The sequence below is a fragment of the Dyadobacter ginsengisoli DSM 21015 genome (genome assembly GCF_059568735.1).
Window position 1 is genome coordinate 165649 of the sequence record NZ_JCANTY010000011.1, and the last position, 15780, is coordinate 181428.

At 47.0% G+C, this 15780-nt stretch carries 16 protein-coding genes; 13 read left to right on the plus strand and 3 right to left on the minus strand.

Features of this window, described 5'->3' with window-relative positions:
• Positions 1–21: 21 nt before the first annotated feature.
• Complete coding sequence (locus tag BP71_RS33010; RefSeq protein WP_496385915.1) at positions 22–1041, minus strand: FecR domain-containing protein; 1020 nt, start codon at positions 1039–1041, stop codon at positions 22–24.
• A 330-nt stretch (positions 1042–1371) separates the two neighbouring features.
• Between BP71_RS33010 and BP71_RS33015 the strand changes: the two genes are divergently transcribed.
• Entirely contained in the window at positions 1372–1602 is a 231-nt protein-coding gene (locus tag BP71_RS33015; RefSeq protein WP_496385916.1) for a hypothetical protein, read from the plus strand.
• A gap of 141 nt (positions 1603–1743) precedes the next feature.
• On the opposite strand, the gene BP71_RS33020 is transcribed toward BP71_RS33015, so the two are convergent.
• A complete protein-coding gene (locus tag BP71_RS33020; RefSeq protein ID WP_496385917.1) occupies positions 1744–2346 on the minus strand; it encodes an RNA polymerase sigma-70 factor in 603 nt (200 codons plus the stop codon).
• A 640-nt stretch (positions 2347–2986) separates the two neighbouring features.
• On the opposite strand from BP71_RS33020, the gene BP71_RS33025 reads away from it, so the two are divergent.
• The 8 genes from BP71_RS33025 (at position 2987) to BP71_RS33060 (ending at position 10728) form a co-directional block, all read left to right on the plus strand.
• The gene (locus BP71_RS33025) at positions 2987–4378 is read left to right on the plus strand and encodes a cytosine permease (RefSeq protein ID WP_496385918.1); all 1392 of its coding nucleotides are present in this window, start codon (positions 2987–2989) and stop codon (positions 4376–4378) included.
• Between the two features lie 5 nt (positions 4379–4383).
• Positions 4384–5130: a creatininase family protein gene (locus BP71_RS33030; protein ID WP_496385919.1), complete on the plus strand. Its 747-nt coding sequence runs from the start codon at positions 4384–4386 to the stop codon at positions 5128–5130.
• Entirely contained in the window at positions 5123–6373 is a 1251-nt protein-coding gene (locus BP71_RS33035) for an MFS transporter (RefSeq protein ID WP_496385921.1), read from the plus strand. The genes BP71_RS33030 and BP71_RS33035 overlap by 8 nt, the downstream gene beginning before the upstream one ends.
• A gap of 2 nt (positions 6374–6375) precedes the next feature.
• The gene (locus BP71_RS33040) at positions 6376–6672 is read left to right on the plus strand and encodes a UxaA family hydrolase (RefSeq protein WP_496385922.1); all 297 of its coding nucleotides are present in this window, start codon (positions 6376–6378) and stop codon (positions 6670–6672) included.
• A complete protein-coding gene (locus BP71_RS33045; protein ID WP_496385923.1) occupies positions 6653–7864 on the plus strand; it encodes a UxaA family hydrolase in 1212 nt (403 codons plus the stop codon). The genes BP71_RS33040 and BP71_RS33045 overlap by 20 nt, the downstream gene beginning before the upstream one ends.
• An 18-nt stretch (positions 7865–7882) precedes the next feature.
• A complete protein-coding gene (locus BP71_RS33050; RefSeq protein ID WP_496385924.1) occupies positions 7883–8710 on the plus strand; it encodes an amidohydrolase family protein in 828 nt (275 codons plus the stop codon).
• 117 nt (positions 8711–8827) lie between these two features.
• Complete coding sequence (locus BP71_RS33055; RefSeq protein ID WP_496385925.1) at positions 8828–9832, plus strand: aldo/keto reductase; 1005 nt, start codon at positions 8828–8830, stop codon at positions 9830–9832.
• Positions 9833–9840: 8 nt separating this feature from the next.
• The gene (locus BP71_RS33060) at positions 9841–10728 is read left to right on the plus strand and encodes a helix-turn-helix domain-containing protein (protein WP_496385926.1); all 888 of its coding nucleotides are present in this window, start codon (positions 9841–9843) and stop codon (positions 10726–10728) included.
• 115 nt (positions 10729–10843) lie between these two features.
• Here BP71_RS33060 and BP71_RS33065 read toward each other — a convergent pair whose 3' ends face one another.
• Positions 10844–11917 carry a winged helix-turn-helix domain-containing protein gene (locus BP71_RS33065; RefSeq protein ID WP_496385927.1) on the minus strand — a complete coding sequence of 358 codons (1074 nt, stop codon included), beginning with the start codon at positions 11915–11917 and terminating at the stop codon, positions 10844–10846.
• Positions 11918–12117: 200 nt separating this feature from the next.
• On the opposite strand from BP71_RS33065, the gene BP71_RS33070 reads away from it, so the two are divergent.
• From BP71_RS33070 to BP71_RS33085, 4 genes are all read left to right on the plus strand, one after another.
• Complete coding sequence (locus BP71_RS33070) at positions 12118–13107, plus strand: WD40/YVTN/BNR-like repeat-containing protein (protein ID WP_496385929.1); 990 nt, start codon at positions 12118–12120, stop codon at positions 13105–13107.
• Positions 13108–13522: 415 nt separating this feature from the next.
• Positions 13523–14191, plus strand: coding sequence for a hypothetical protein (locus BP71_RS33075; RefSeq protein ID WP_496385930.1), 669 nt, complete (start codon positions 13523–13525; stop codon positions 14189–14191).
• A 453-nt stretch (positions 14192–14644) separates the two neighbouring features.
• On the plus strand, positions 14645–14830 hold the full coding sequence (locus BP71_RS33080) for a hypothetical protein (RefSeq protein WP_496385931.1): 186 nt from the start codon (positions 14645–14647) through the stop codon (positions 14828–14830).
• 271 nt (positions 14831–15101) lie between these two features.
• Positions 15102–15746, plus strand: a complete 645-nt coding sequence (locus BP71_RS33085; RefSeq protein ID WP_496385933.1) for an RNA polymerase sigma factor — start codon at positions 15102–15104, stop codon at positions 15744–15746.
• Positions 15747–15780: the final 34 nt, after the last annotated feature.

A 15780-nucleotide genomic window follows, 5' to 3' on the forward strand; every position in this document is an offset into this window, starting at 1 on the left:
GCAGCACTTTCCGTGGGGTGATCAGAAAGTCAGGTATACTATTTTGTCTTCGATCTTGTAAGCAAAATCCTTATTGAAACTCAGATCTTTCAGCACATTTCTAAGGCTTTCGTTCTGGTACCTGGCCCTGATCTGCCAATCGTCGGGTGCCTTGCCTTTCACTTCAATCTTCACATCATACCATTTTTCGATCTTTCTGCAGAAGGATGAAAAATGGTCTTGCTCAAAAACGAGAATCCCATCCTTCCAGCCTATTGCGGCATCGTAGTTGAAACGCTGGGTCGCGAAAACGGTGTTGCCTTTGGAGGCGACTAGCTCTTCGCCTGGTTTCAATATCACTGTGTGTGTTTTTTCCTTGTTTTCGATCTTTACTTTTCCTTCCAGCAAGGCCACCGTAATATCGGGTTCCCCAAAGTTCTGGGATACATTGAAGGCAGTTCCCAAAGCCTGTACCGTGATCCCGTTCGCTTCTACGATAAACGGCCTGGAAACATCTTTCACCACTTCAAAAAACGCCTCTCCCTGCAACCTGACATACCTCAGCGTATCCGAAAAATTCTCCGAAAACCCGATCGTACTCTCCGCATTCAGCCATACCTTGGTACCGTCGGGCAGGAAATAAACCGATCTTTTTCCGGTCGGATTTTCCTTTTCCACCCATACATCCGGCTTCCCGGTAACTATGCTTTTGTTATCTTCAAGGGTATTGGAATAAAAATAAAGACCTGCCACGACCAGTAAAAAAACCGCCGCTACCGACCGCCAGGGGAATAAAAATATCTTTCTGATACCCCAAACCTCTTCACCTACCTCCTCCTCAGCCACTGAGTCCTCCCAGATCCGGTCCCTGATATTGTCCATTCGTTTTTCGTACTCATCAGCCGGAGGGGTCTGCCACACTTTTTTCAACTCTTCAAAAACAGCACGGTTATCAGGAGACGCCGCCAACCATTCTTCCAATTCCGTCCGCTCATGCTCTGTCGCATTTCCGCTGAGGAATTGTGCTATTAAATGGTCGATATGTAGGTGATTATAGCTCATTAAATCCGGTTTATACCCCCATAACCCACATCCCGGGGAAAACCCGTAATTGATCTGAATTATTTTTGAATATTTTTTTAATCGCCGGGTTCTTTGCACCCATAATCGTCGCAAATAGCCGGGCGCAATGCACCTGCTAGGGTATTTCGGTGCGTTGCACCATGCTGGGATGTTCGGGTGCGTTGCACCCAGTGTCACCTAATACTATATCACTAACGATCATATATATACGTTAATACTTTTTTTCACTTTTTCACTTTCTTTCTCACGGGTTTTAGAAGCGGTAGTAGTTAGGTGCGGGGCGATCTTTTATTAAAAAAACATAATCTGATGAAGCCAGTTACGTCGATTTTAATCCCGATAGCTGCGCTTGCATTGACTGAATTGAAACAGACGGAAAATGCTGCCAACATTGAAAAGAATACAAACCCGGCCGCGATCGGCGCGGTTCCCTGGAAATGGGAAGCCCTGTTTGATGGCAGCAACCTGAGCAAATGGCGCGAAGCATCTGTGAACAGTATGCCTTCCGGCGGCGGGGTGGTAGAAAGGGACAGCCTGTAAATCAAGGATTATCCGGGTTATGGCGTGTCGGACACCGGGCATATCATGCTTAGAGACGAAGGGGACCAGGTTTATTTCAGGCATATCCGCATCAGGAGACTTTAACGGAGTAGAAGTGGGACTGCCCGAAATGCAAACACGTTAATGTTTTTCGGGGGTTTTGTGCATATTTTCCTGGGATTTTCTGTCACTCAAAAAATTTTCAATTCCTTCGCGGAGCTCTTTCACGGCGAGCTTTAAGTGCACTTCTACTGTACGTTCGGAAATGTTCATCAGCTCAGCCACCTGCCGGTACGTAAAACCTTCTTCCCGGATCAACTGGAAAACCATTTTTCTTTTTGGGGGAAACTGCCGGATGATCTCATCGACCTGCTCCTGCAGTTCCAACCCTACCAGCATCTCATGTGGATCGGTTGCCGCCATGGAATTAAGGATAATATCGCCGGAATCAAAAAGAAAGGGATTTTCCCTTTGCTGCCTTTTGATGGAGGATATGGCTTTGTTCTTAACGGAGAAATAAAGGTAAGACTCGAAATGATCAAGAATAAAAACCCTTTTGCGGTTGACCAGGATATTGGTCAGCACATCGGCGACGACATCTTCGGCCTGTGGGACGGAGTCCACATAAATGCGGGCAAACTGGATCAGTTTGGGATAATAATATTTAAAAAAAACATCAAAAGCTTTCTTATCACCCTCAGCAATCTGGGTAAAACACCGCTTTTTGGAATTTAAATCTGTCATCCCCTGGTTAATTTGAAAAGTACTGGTATGCAGTTCCAATAATGTGTGCTCAAGTACAAGTATTTATAATGTACTTAAAATGCCTGGAAGTAACTATGTTGTAAAAGGAGTATGAACTATAACTTGTTTAAAGGTTGCCTTATTCCTGAATTTACTGCTGCATTTTATATTCTTCCGATCCCGAATTCCCTATTGGTGCTGGTGAAGTCTCATTTCGCATCTGGCGAAGAAAATCTGCTAACTTACAAGGTAAAGGCCTGCCGTAGTGTTATCTGAAAACACGCCGCGCTCAACCGGCCCTGAACTTCTTAGAAACCCTAAGGTAGCTCTTAAGCGAGATATAAAAAATAACTTCAAATATTTTCTTCTTTTTACATAACCCGATATAAAACAACATTAATTGTAACTATGACAATTCATAAAACTGTATTTTACACTAAATACAATATAATAGTTACCCCCTCCTACCCCATACTGAAAGGTCCAGCGAGCCGCAGACCGAGGTAATATCCACCTGCCGATCACCTTTTGAAGGTACAGGCCCGACATTTTTATTTTTCTCTTCCTGTGATTACGGGTTTTTATTCCTCTGCGGGTTATGGGCATGAATTCCTAACCTACCAATCTTCTTTTTCCTGTCATGAGCCAAGAATACATTTCAACCGGCCCCGCCGACCGAGGGGACGAAGTGCGGTCCAGACTGCCTGAATCCAAAAGGCTCGGTTTCTGGAGCAACACCTTTATTTTATGGGGACTGGTCCTGACCGTCTCCAGTTTGCTTGTAGGAGGCCTTGTCGGCAGCCAGCTTTCGTTCAAAGAGGCGATGCTGGTGATTGCTATGGCCGGTGTATTTAACAGTGTTATTGCCATATTGATTGGCATTATCGGTGCCCGTACAGGCTACACAAGCGCGATGCTTTTTCGCTACTCATATGGTAACTGGGGCGTAGTACTACCCAATTTTATCCTGTCGATCACGACGGTGGTATGGTTTGCGGTCATTCTGAATTTGACGCGGGATGCTACCGTCGAGATCATGGGCATAAGCCAGGAATCTGCTTTTGCGTATTGGGGGATCACATTCCTGATGGCGGTGGTTTTTCTGGTCCCGGCATATAAAACCATGAAATGGATCGCTTACGTGGACTATCTGGCAGTCCCGGCTATCGTGATAATCCTGATCATAACGATATGGGGCGCGCTGGATATCGGAGGCGGGCTCAAAGCAATTATTGCACGCGCTCCGCTGCAATCCGCCTCGGCACTGGTGGTTTTTACTTCTGCCGCGGGTGGCTGGCTTCACGCCAATACAGTTATTTCCGATTTTACGAGGTTTTATAAAAACGGGAAACAAGCCGCTATCGGGTTGTTTCTGACCTATGGTGTCCTGATGGTTCTGCAATATGTGGGAGCAACGCTGGGTGCGTTGGCAACCGGCGAATGGAACATTTTCCTGATCATGGACCGGTTCGGTTTATTACATGTATCTTTTTTCGCAATTTTTCTCGGTTCCTGGTCCACTGCCATGGCCGCTATTTATTTCGGGGCAAATATGATGGCCGCACCGCCGATACCCGAGTATAAAAATGAGGAAACGAACCGGAAGCTGGTGCTGCTGATATCCTGGGCGCTGGCGTTATTCTTTTCATGGTATGGTCCGGACCAGATATTTAATTTCTTCCTGCAATTTTTATCATGGCTCATCGGCCCTATTGCTGTCACCGTAATTATCGACTACTGGCTGTTCCCTGAACGGAAAGTTTTGTACGAAGGCAAAAACGGCTCTCCCGACATGAAAATCAATCCGGCTGCATTTCTGGCCTGGATCACAGGATTCCTGATCGGCTATTTTTCTCAAAGCTTTTTCATTTCGCTGATCAACGGGATGGTCGTAGCCGGCTTCATTTATTATGGATGGATGCGAATGGCTTTGACCAGAAAAACAACCCCTGAAAGTCAGCTTCGTAATCTCTTCACGAAAAAAATACCTGACCCTGTTTCATTGGAAGAACCTCTAAACCCACAGCATTAAACCCCATGCGTTACGAACTCATGTACCCGGCCGACATCCGTGCTGCGATCGATGCCAATATGCCGGCGGTACTGGCACTCGGAGTGCTGGAATACCATGGCGAACACCTGGTGACGGGCGTAGACACGCTTGTGATCGTCCGCGCCCTGGAAATCCTCGAAAAGGAGCTTCCTATGGTGATCCTGCCACCTTTTTACTATGGGGCGAGCAGCTTCGCGGTGGAGCCTCCCGAAAGAAAAGGCAGCGTGCACACCGGCCCGCAGATCCTGTATCCTTTTGCCCAGAACCTCTTTGACAATCTGCTGCGCATCGGTTTCCGGAACATCCATGTATTTGTACATCACCAGAGCGAAAATTTCACTGCCGGTATGCCTACCGACCTTTCTTTTAAACTGGCGGCCCGCCAGGCTACTTTTTCGTTTCTGGAAAAAGAACGGGGCGAAGGCTGGTGGGGCAATGCGGCTTCGTCCGACTATTATGAGCAGCACAATCAGGGAAGCGACCCTTTCAACTGGATACGCATTCACCCGTTTCTCAGCCCGGAAATCCAGGCGGAACATCCCATCGACCATGCAGGCAAGCTGGAAACCGCGCTCATGCAATCCCTATGCCCGGAAGGCGCTGATATCCAGCGTTTCACAACCGGCACATGGTATACAGAAAGTGCCCCGGAAGCCACAAAGGAATATGGCGACAAGGTAAAAGAACTCATCCTCGACCACCTCAGAAAAACATTGGGAAGCCATGAATAATATCCAAAAAACGCCTGTTCTCCCCATGCTCATCATCGGCAGCATGTATGTGATCCTGGGATTTTCTGTCGGCATCAATGCCTATTTTATACCGTTTGTGCAGGAGGCATTCACTGTTTCCACGGCTGCTTCCTACCTGATCATGACCGCCACTTTTTCGGCTTACGTAATTTTTGGCGTGCCTTCGGGCAATGTCCTCAAAGCACTCGGTTATAAAAAAGGGATCAGTATTGCTTTTATTACTATTGCTGCGGGCTTTGCCATGATCGGCTACGCAGCTGATATTGTGAGCTTTGCGCTTTTCCTTTTTGCACTTTTTATCATCGGCACCGGCCAGACGTTGCTCACCGGGGCGATCAACTCCTATGTCACTATCCTGGGCCCGGCCGAAAGTGCGGCGAGCCGGATCAGCACCATGGGCATCGCCGACAAACTGGCTCTTGCAGGTGCATCGCTGATCCTGGGCATATTTCTGGACCTGGGCAATGTCCAGCTTGGAGATGCCATTGTGCCGTTTTACATCATTGGGGCAATGCTGACGGCGATTGGTATACTCTCGCTTTACTCCCCCCTCCCCGAACTCAGAGCACCGGGCGAGGACGAAAGTGAAGACGAGATCAATGAGGTGTCGGTTTATGCCAACAGTAAGAAAAGCATTCTTCAGATCCCACATGTACTGCTGGGCGTCGTGGCTATATTTTTTGATGTGGGTGTCGAGATCATCGCTCTGGGTTCTATTAATGATTATGCCAAAGTGCTGAACCTGCCTTCACCGGAAAACTACGTCTGGCTGACCACGTTTGGCATGGTGACGGGTTATCTGCTTGGGGTGTTTTTCATTCCAAAACTGGTAAGCCAGCGTATGGCCCTGGTTTTCTGTGCAGTTTCGGGTATGCTTATTACCGTCGCTATCGCGATGGTTCCACCTGCAATTTCCATTTATCTCGTCGCTGCGTTGGGTTTATCGAATTCATTGCTCTGGCCCGCCATTTTCCCGCTGGCATTGGCCGACCTGGGTAAATTCACCAAAACCGGCTCTTCTATTCTGGTAATGGGGATCATCGGAGGCGCTATCCTGCCGTTGCTGTTTGGCTATGCCGCTGACCTTTATACGCACCAGTTGGCCTATCTGGTCTGCCTGCCGTCCTATTTTTATATCCTGTATTTTGCTGTAAAAGGCAGCAGGATCAGGACCGGAGCCACTGTTGAAAACATTTTCCCGGAAACCGGCATAAGTGTCTGAATATGGATAAATTACTTAAAATAAACCCGCTGGATAATGTGTACGTTGTCCGCGAATCGGTGCAGGAAGGGGAAACTATTGTGATAGATAACCGAACTTTTACTTCCAGAAAAGCGCTCGGACTTGGGCACAAAGTGGCTGCCGGCAAAATTCCGGCCGGGAAACAGGTGATCAAATTCGGCATCCCGATCGGCTCGGCAACCGAAGACATCTGCTTCGGTGACCATGTACATCTGCACAACCTGAAGAGCGATTACATTCCTACCTATACGTTAGATCATGAGTTTATCAAGCCCTGAACCATTCGCAGGATTTTTACGCAAAGACGGCCGAAAAGGGATCCGGAACATTGTGCTGGTGGCCTATCTGGTAGAATGTGCTCATCATGTGGCGCGGAAGGTAACCTCGCGTTTCGAGGATGAACCGGTGCATCTGATCGGGTTCAGCGGCTGTTACCCGAATGGGTACGCCGACAAAATGATGAACGCGCTATGCACACATCCCAATGTAGGCGCAGTACTACTGGTGTCGCTGGGCTGCGAAAGTTTTAACCGGAACCGGCTGTATGAACAGATCGCCGCCAGTGGCAGACCCGTCAGGCTGATCGGCATACAAACGGCCGGAGGAACCGGAAACAGTGTTCAGGAAGGTATTTCTTTCGTTACCTCGGCCCTGGAAAAAATCCGAGAAGTGCCACGTGTGCCGTTTTCTGTGGATGAGCTGATCGTCGGGATCGTTTCCGGCGGAAGCGACGCAACCAGTGGCATTACCGCTAACCCGGCAGCCGGACTGGCTTTCGATATGCTGAATGCGGCAGGCAGCACCACGATTTTTGAAAATACCAGCGAAATGATCGGCCTTGAAAACCTACTCGGCAATCGCGCACGACATACGGCACTGGCAGAAGAATTACAAAAAGCGGTGGCAAAAGCAGCACGTTATCATGCCATAATGGGTCACGGCAGCTTTGCGCCGGGCAATGCGGAAGGAGGATTGACCACGCTGGAGGAAAAATCGATGGGCGCATACTGTAAAAGCGGCACCGCGCCGATTACCGGGCTGATCAAACCGGGCGATCCTACAACAGTCGCAGGGTTGTACCTCATGGATATCGTGCCGGACGGGGAGCCGCGTTTCGGATTTCCCAATCCCAATGATATTTCAGAAATGAACGAGCTGATTGCTTCGGGCGCGCATTGTGTGTTGTTTACCACCGGGCGGGGATCAGTGGCCGGGTCGGCGGTGTCGCCGGTCATCAAGATCTGTGCAAACCCGGAAACATTTGCGAGAATGGGAGGAGATATGGATATCAATGCCGGAAAAATACTGACCAATGAGGCATCGATGGAAGAAGTAGCACAGGAAATTTTCGATAAAGTCATGTTTGTGGCACAAGGGGGAAAAAGCTGTTCGGAACAGCTCGGACATCAGGAATTTTCACTGGGTTACAAATCCTTTGAACCGATAGGGCCATCGTGCCTCGCTTATTAATGATCAAAACCCTTTGTAATGAAAATAGATAGCCACCTGCATTTCTGGCATTACGACCCTGTTAAAGACGCCTGGATCGCCGATGATATGGCGGTGATCAAAAATGATTTTATGCCGGGTGACCTGCTGCCGCTATCGCAGGAACAGGGAATTGAAGGCGGTATCGCGGTACAGGCTGACCAGAGTGAAAAGGAGACCCATTTTCTGATGGACCTGGCGGCAGAACATGACTTTATAAAAGGCGTTGTCGGCTGGGTCGACTTTCGTTCAGAAAACATTGAGGAACGGCTGGAATATTTCTCGCAGTTCAGCATTGTCAAAGGTTTCAGGCACATTGTGCAGGCGGAGCCGGATGATGATTTTCTGCTGCGCCCTGATTTTCTCAAAGGCATTGCGGCGCTCTCCGGCCTCGATTTCACTTACGATGTCCTGATCCACCCGAGACATATCCCGTACGCTGTCGATTTCGTGAAAATTTTCCCGAACCAGCGGTTTGTGGTTGACCATCTTGCCAAGCCTTTTATCAAAGACCAGCTTTTCGATGAATGGGCCAGGCAGATGCAAGCCTTTGCCCCGATGGAAAATGTAAGCTGCAAGCTGGCCGGACTCGTAACCGAAGCCGACTGGAAAAACTGGAAGTACGGGGATTTTCAAAAATACATCAATAAAATGCTGGAAATATTCGGTCCCGACCGGCTGATGTTCGGAAGCGACTGGCCGGTATGCTTGGTAGGGGCTTCTTACGCGGAAGTTTGCGAGATTTTAAGAAAAAACTCCTTCGCACTCAGCCCAACTGAAAAGGACAAGCTGTGGGGCGGGAACTGTGCCAGGATCTACAATGTCTGATAGATCCTCCCGTAAGTCGAAACGTTTATAGGCATTAAGCAAATCGATCCTTGGTTTGCCTACAAGTTTCAGGGGTTTGCATACATGCGTGCGATTTAGCTTCCCGACCTTTGGGTCATGGAAATAAAACAAATTGCATTGGGCGGCCAGGGATTGGTTGTGCCAGTGATCGGCCTGGGCTGTATGGGTATGACAGGCTTTGAAAAAGGTTACATGTACGGCCCCGCCGATGAGCAGGAAGCCATCGCGACGATTCACCGTTCGCTCGAGTTGGGCGGTAATTTCTTGGATACTGCCGATCTGTACGGGCCACTGAAAAATGAGCAGTTGATCGCTAAAGCGATCAGCGGTAAACGAGACCAGTATATTTTGGCCACCAAGTTTGGCTGGGAAATCGATGACAACAATAAAGTGACCTGGGCCATCAATGGTAAGAAAGATTATGTAAAGAAATCTTTAGAGCGTTCGCTCAAAAATCTGAGTACGGATTACATCGATCTGTATTACCTGCACCGCCTGGATAAAAATACGCCGATCGAGGAAACAGTTGAAGCTATGGCCGAGCTGGTTCAAGAAGGTAAAGTAGGTTATATCGGCTTGTCGGAAGTTTCATCTGAAACGGTTAAGCGAGCGCATGCTGTGCACCCGATCACTGCCGTACAAAGCGAATACTCCTTATTTGAACGAACGGTGGAAGAGCGCGGGGTATTGGCAACATTAAAGGAATTGGGCATCGGCTTTGTAGCTTACTCGCCATTAGGCCGTGGATTTTTATCTGGACAGATCAAAAGCATCGATGACCTGCCGGAGAATGATTTCCGCAGGGCAATCCCACGTTTCCAGGGCGTACAGTTCGACAAGAATATTGAATTGGTGAAAGCTATCGAAGTAATGGCTGAAGCAAAGAAGGTCACTTCTTCGCAGCTGGCATTGGCCTGGATCATCAGCAAGGGGATTTTACCGATCCCGGGAACGAAACGCAGAAAGTACCTGGACCAAAACCTTGCGGCAACTACCATTGAAATGACGGAGGCGGATATTTCACAACTGGAAAGCATCGTGCCTTTGGGTACGGACACGGGCGCCCCCTACGATGAGTTCAGTATGGGCTTAATTGATTAATTTTGACTATGAACGCGATCAACTCCTTATCAGAATTTCACCGACTGCTGTCATTGCCCGAACCTCGCCACCCGCTGGTGAGCGTGATCAATCTGGCGGAAAGTGTTTTTTTGGAAGACGATATCTGGAAAGGTTTCGTTAACCGCTTTTATTGCGTGGCACTCAAACGTGAAGCCAAAGGCAAGATCAGGTACGGACAGCAGCATTATGATTACGATAAAGGAGTACTGAGTTTTACCGCGCCTAACCAGGTGCAACAACTGGACCTGCAACATATAGAATGCGGGTCCGGTTATCTTTTGATCTTTCACCCCGACTTCCTGTTACAGCATACGCTGGCCAGCAGCATTCATCACTACGGTTTTTTCGATTATGCGGTTAACGAAGCGCTGCACCTTTCGGCCGAGGAAGAAGATGACCTTGTTACTATCCTCCTTAAAATTGATAAGGAGTGCCAGCATATCGATAAGCATACCCAGGAGATCATTCTGACGCAGATCGAGAGTCTGCTGAAATACTCCAACCGTTTTTATGAGCGGCAGTTTTTGACCCGTAAGAATAATAATTCAGCGCTGCTGGACAGGTTCGAGCAGTTGATCGATGACTACTATGACAGCGAAGTACCGGGTTTGCTCACTGTACAATATATTGCTGCGCAGATGAACCTGTCGCCGAATTACCTGAGTGACCTGCTTCGGATTCACACCGGGCAGAATACGCAGCAGCATATTCACGAAAAACTGATCGCCAAAGCCAAAGAAAAGCTTTCAACGACCAGTCTCTCGGTCAGCGAGATTGCCTATGCCTTGGGCTTTGAGCACGCGCAATCCTTTAGCACCCTTTTCAAAAAGAAGACAAATTTATCGCCATTGGAATTTCGTCAGTCTTTTGCCTGATTCCAAACAAAAAACTCATTTTCAAATAGTTATGATAATTACTATTATGTCGTTAATTAAGGGTGATAGCCGACAATAAATAGCCTGCTAAAAATCAACACTTTAGCTTATGACTTTAAATAATCTGACTTTCAGGTATTTCCAGCTTATACCCCTTCCCATGAACATTCGTTATTCTCAGCTCGGGATCACGGCTTAATTTCTTTCGAAGTTTCGACACAAACATGTCCAGGCTGCGACCCGTGATGACCCCTTCGTTGATCCAGACTTCCTGCATCAGCGTTTCGCGGGGAATCAGCTCTCCGAAATTTTGGTGGAGCAATTTCAGAACCTTGCATTCTTTGTCCGTGAGACTAACCACCTCGCTTTCCAAAAGCAAGCGCTGCCCCTGAACATTAAATAAAAATTTTCCAAGCGCAGCCAATTCCGGAACGGACTCATTCACCATAGCGTGGTTTTGATTCTGCCCGGGCATCAGTTTTAAAAATTTCCCAAAACGCCCAACCAACAAGGTAACACCCAGCAACACCAGAATACCGGCATAAACCACGTCGATTGTTGGATAGTCAAAGATTCTCGCTTTGGATTCTTCAAGCGTTGGATTGACTTTCTGAGGGCTCACTTTAACTGATTTGAGTTCGTCAGTTGGCTGGCCGATGTCATAGCCGAAGGTTGGCGTTTTTGATTCTTCAAGTTCTTGATTGGCTTCCCTAGGGTGTATTTTGACTGATTCAGTCAGTTGGTCGGTTTCAGCTTTCTGCTGTTTTACTTTCTCATAAAAGTCTGGAAATGCAAATTCGATTGTGTAACAACCTGAGGGCTGACTTCTGCCCGTGCAAGCCAGAATGTCCGGCGAGGTATTATTTACCTGGAAACCATAGACGATGCCGCCTTTCATGCAATCATGTACTGTAACGGTGTAACCGGAAGGGAACCGCTTTTTAGGAAGTAAGCGCTGTGACAGCGCCATGAGCGAGTCGTGGTTAAACACGAATTCATTTTCGAACCTGAGCAGAAACGTGCCTTCTTTAATCTCAGTAACAGGCAATACACGTGAGGTTGAGTCGCCCGCCTGCAACAGCAACCGATGACCGGTTTGACGGATCAACAGGTTCACTTGCTTCGCCTGTAAGTCACGGTCCGAATGTTCTATGAAAGAAGAGGTGATAAAAAAAATAGCAATCAGCACCAGGGAAATGCCAGGCCCCACCACCAGCCGGTTAGTGAAAAAGCCGGTAAAAGCAGAATTTACACGCATTTACATTTCTTTTTACAATTGACAAACGAGATTTTACAGTTGATTTACAAGAACGGCTAAGCAGGTGCCTACATTTGGATATGTGAAGTTAAAACAATTTTACGCTATTAATTCACCAAACCATTTTAGTCATGAAAATCCATCACCTTGCTTTTTTACTCCTTTTTCAATTCTCATTTGTGTTTGATCAGGCTTTAAAATTTCCACAGGATAGCAATCCAAAACGAGATAAGGCAGTAGCGACAAACATCATTTTCAAATCTGCAGATGGCGGACAAACCTGGCAGGACATTAGCGAAGGGCTGCCAGTAAACTTGCCGGAAGACGATATTCCGAGAGACGGTTTCCTTGCCAATGACAATGGAATCTATCTGCGCACTGGAAATGGGATGTATTACAGCAAACCAAATTCCACTGCTCCTTTTTGGGAAAAAGAAATTACTCCGGACAACCTTGGCAGCATTGTTCCTGGCAAGACCGGAATGCTTGCATTCAACTACGGCGGCCAGTTTTTGCAAAAAATAAACGGAACGGGTTTATGGTTGCCGATATATACGGATTTTCCGGGGAAAAGCGTTCGCACCATCTTTGAAACTAGAGACATCGTTTTTATCGGTTACGATAAGGGGCTCTTAAAATCTGATGACAGTGGAAAAAACTGGAAGCGAGTCTATGACGAAGGCTGGGTAATGAAATTGGTAGAGTCAAACGGAGTGCTGATAGCTACGAGTCAGAGAGGCATCATTCGGTCGGTAGATAATGGTGAAAATTGGGTTAATGTGATTAATGAGGGTGGAGTAGGCATTGCTATCGAACGCATCAAAGGTGGATTTGCCGCGATCACTTGTAATACGGAGACGGAGGCAAGAAGAATACGGACATCCTATGACGGCGGCAAAACCTGGCAGCCTATCGATGCCGGCCTTCCGGCAAGCCTCTATACCGCCTCCATTACGGAGGTTGGTGAATACCTGTTCTGTGGTCACCCGGCAGGTATTTACAGATCCTCGGACAAGGGAAAAACATGGCAACTTTCATTTCCTGCTATACAAGATAAAGTCTTCAACTTATCTGTTTCCGGCAACGTGATTTATGCCATACCAAGAGGTGGAGGATGTTGAAAATTCAGGTTAACTTCTCGTCCTGTGCTGAGTGTTCAGCGATAAAATTGGATCGAGCCCATTTTCCGCTTGGTCCCTTTCTGTCTTACTAAAAATCAAAAAGCACTGAAAATCAGTGCTTTTTGATTTTGTAATTCAGATAGTGTATCTAAGAAAACAAAATAGGGCTGAGCAGGCCTTAACCTTGTCAGACTTGTTTTGAGTACCACCTCAATTACCAAGCAAATCTTCTCCAACTTTTCAGCAACTCACATTTCGCCATTGCATAGGTACTTGAGGTCTTCAACATGAAAGACATCTTGAATTTTAGTAAAGTGCTCACGGATTTTGTCTGCTGCTTGTCTATCGAATTGCCGCGCCATGCGTGGCGAGCCGGGAAATGCCTATATTGCAAAAAATCACCTTACTCCTATCTATGAAATATACGTCCGCTCTCCTTCTGCTCCTGGCTATCATCAGTTGTAAAAAAACGGAGATAGAGCTGCCTACTGAATTTCCATCGACGCTCTACTTAAATCGCATCAGCATAAAATCGAAAATCCGGTTGTATAGCGATAAAAAGGAGATAACGGATAAGATTGTGATAGACAGGTTCTTAAAAAATAATGGAGGTTTTAGATTAAAAGACTCGTCATTCGTCAGCGATGAACACATAAAATTCTTTTCACCCGACTCCGCTGAAATGCCAAGCTCATTTAACTCGTTGCTAATCACAAAAAATGACAAGCAGTTAATATTCAAGTCGACAAACAAGTTGATTGTAACAAAAGAAGCTATTCAATACAGCTACAACATGTCAAAATACAGGAGCGAGTTTAAACCCGTTTGGGATAGCAAATTCAGCACCTACAATATGCTAGTGGGTTACGGAAACTATTCCGAACTAAATTTATCTGTATTTGAGTACAGACGTGTATCGTGGAACACATACTATGACCCAGATTATATCCTGCATCCGGAAATATATAGGGGCTCTTCATCCGGTACCAGGTTTAATGAATTTGATGAATCTTTTGTTAATTCAATCAGTAAGGCGGATACGCTAGCCATTCGGGAATATTTCTATTCATTCAAAAAAAGGTAATTGCTGCTCTGCACTTAACTCTTCCGGGAAACTCTACTAGTCAGACACCCGTCTAGCATGATAACGCTATGAATTCCTTACACCAATAAATTTTCACATTTTCTAAAAAAAATCCTGAACCAATTAAGGGGAATTTTGCCAGAAGTTGTCTTGTAAATATTGACCGATTCAAAGAAATAATTGTCCTGTCTATTACGGCTGATAACCCGGCGCACAATACCTTCCGGGAGAATAAGGAGCCAGACTAGGTGCTGAATCTTGGCCCGAGCCCTGTCCAGACCGATGGTTCCGGCCGCCAGTGAACGGATGATCATGAACGGTTTCGAGAAAAGTACGAGGCACGGCTTCGAATAGTTGTTCAGGCATTACCCTAAGGCGCTGTGCAGCCCACGGCGCGCTTCGTATACTTACATACGGTGGCTCAGGATATTATCAGCGAGTTTTTTTAAAATTATGGAAATCCAGGCATATGAAAATGTCAATTCTTCCTATCGGTTCTGTCTGTTCCGCTCAGTACGAAATGAGGCTTACAATTACAGATGGCTGGAATTCCAGCCCATGGAACAGCTGGAAGCCGCGGCTGTCCACGTATCCGGCAACAGTCAACTCCCCGACATAATCACCAGTACGAAGAAGTAATGAACCACGTTGAACAGATCGTAAAAGGCCTTTCTCCATAAAACCGTAAGATCTTCATAATGATCCGATTTGAAGAAAATACCGGGAGGTCACCGATGAGCCGGTATCCGTTAAAACCGTACAAGAACACATCAGCCGGGCACTACCGAAAATTTTCTCGGGGTGAAACACAGGTTCTCCGGAAGGCGGTGAGGGATTTGAGCTGACCGGACAAACAGGCAATGCCGCACACTAGCCCGCAGAAAAGTTTCAAATCAAATCAGACGCCATATTGAAATATTTCAATGATCATTCAGACCACGACCATCAGGATTTGAAACTTGGCATGTCTTCATCCCGGGAGTACGGACCTGATCCCGAAATTACCTTTTCCGAGAGCTACTGGTGGCAACGCCTCAAGGAGAGCGACCCGGATGCGCTCGCCTATTTTTATGACCAGCACGCCGACTGGCTACTGCGGTATGGCCTTTCCGTTTTTCATGAACGGGCTATTGTCAAAGACGCCGTGCAGGAATTGTTCCTCGTGGTCTGGAACAGCCGCCATACCTTGTCAATCCCCAAGTCGGTAAAGTTCTATTTCATGGCGTCGCTCAGACGGCTGATCCTGAAAAATGTCCGCACAGACCTACGCCTCTGCGATCCGGTCGAAGATATGGCGGATATCGTGACGGTCGACACGACGGAGGAAACGCACCGGGCAGTACAGAAAGCGGTCAGGTCATTGCCCTCGCGCCAGCAGGAGCTCATTTTTCTGAAATTCTACCAGAAAATGAGCTATGAACAGATCGAGGAGATTACCGGATTGAAATACCAGATCCTGCGCAATACCATACACCGGGCCATAAAATCGCTGCGTGCGATACTTGCGCAGCACACGGACATCTCAATCCTGTCCTTTTTTTTGATATTCTTATAAAATCTTATTTTTTTCTCAGATAACCGAGGTTACA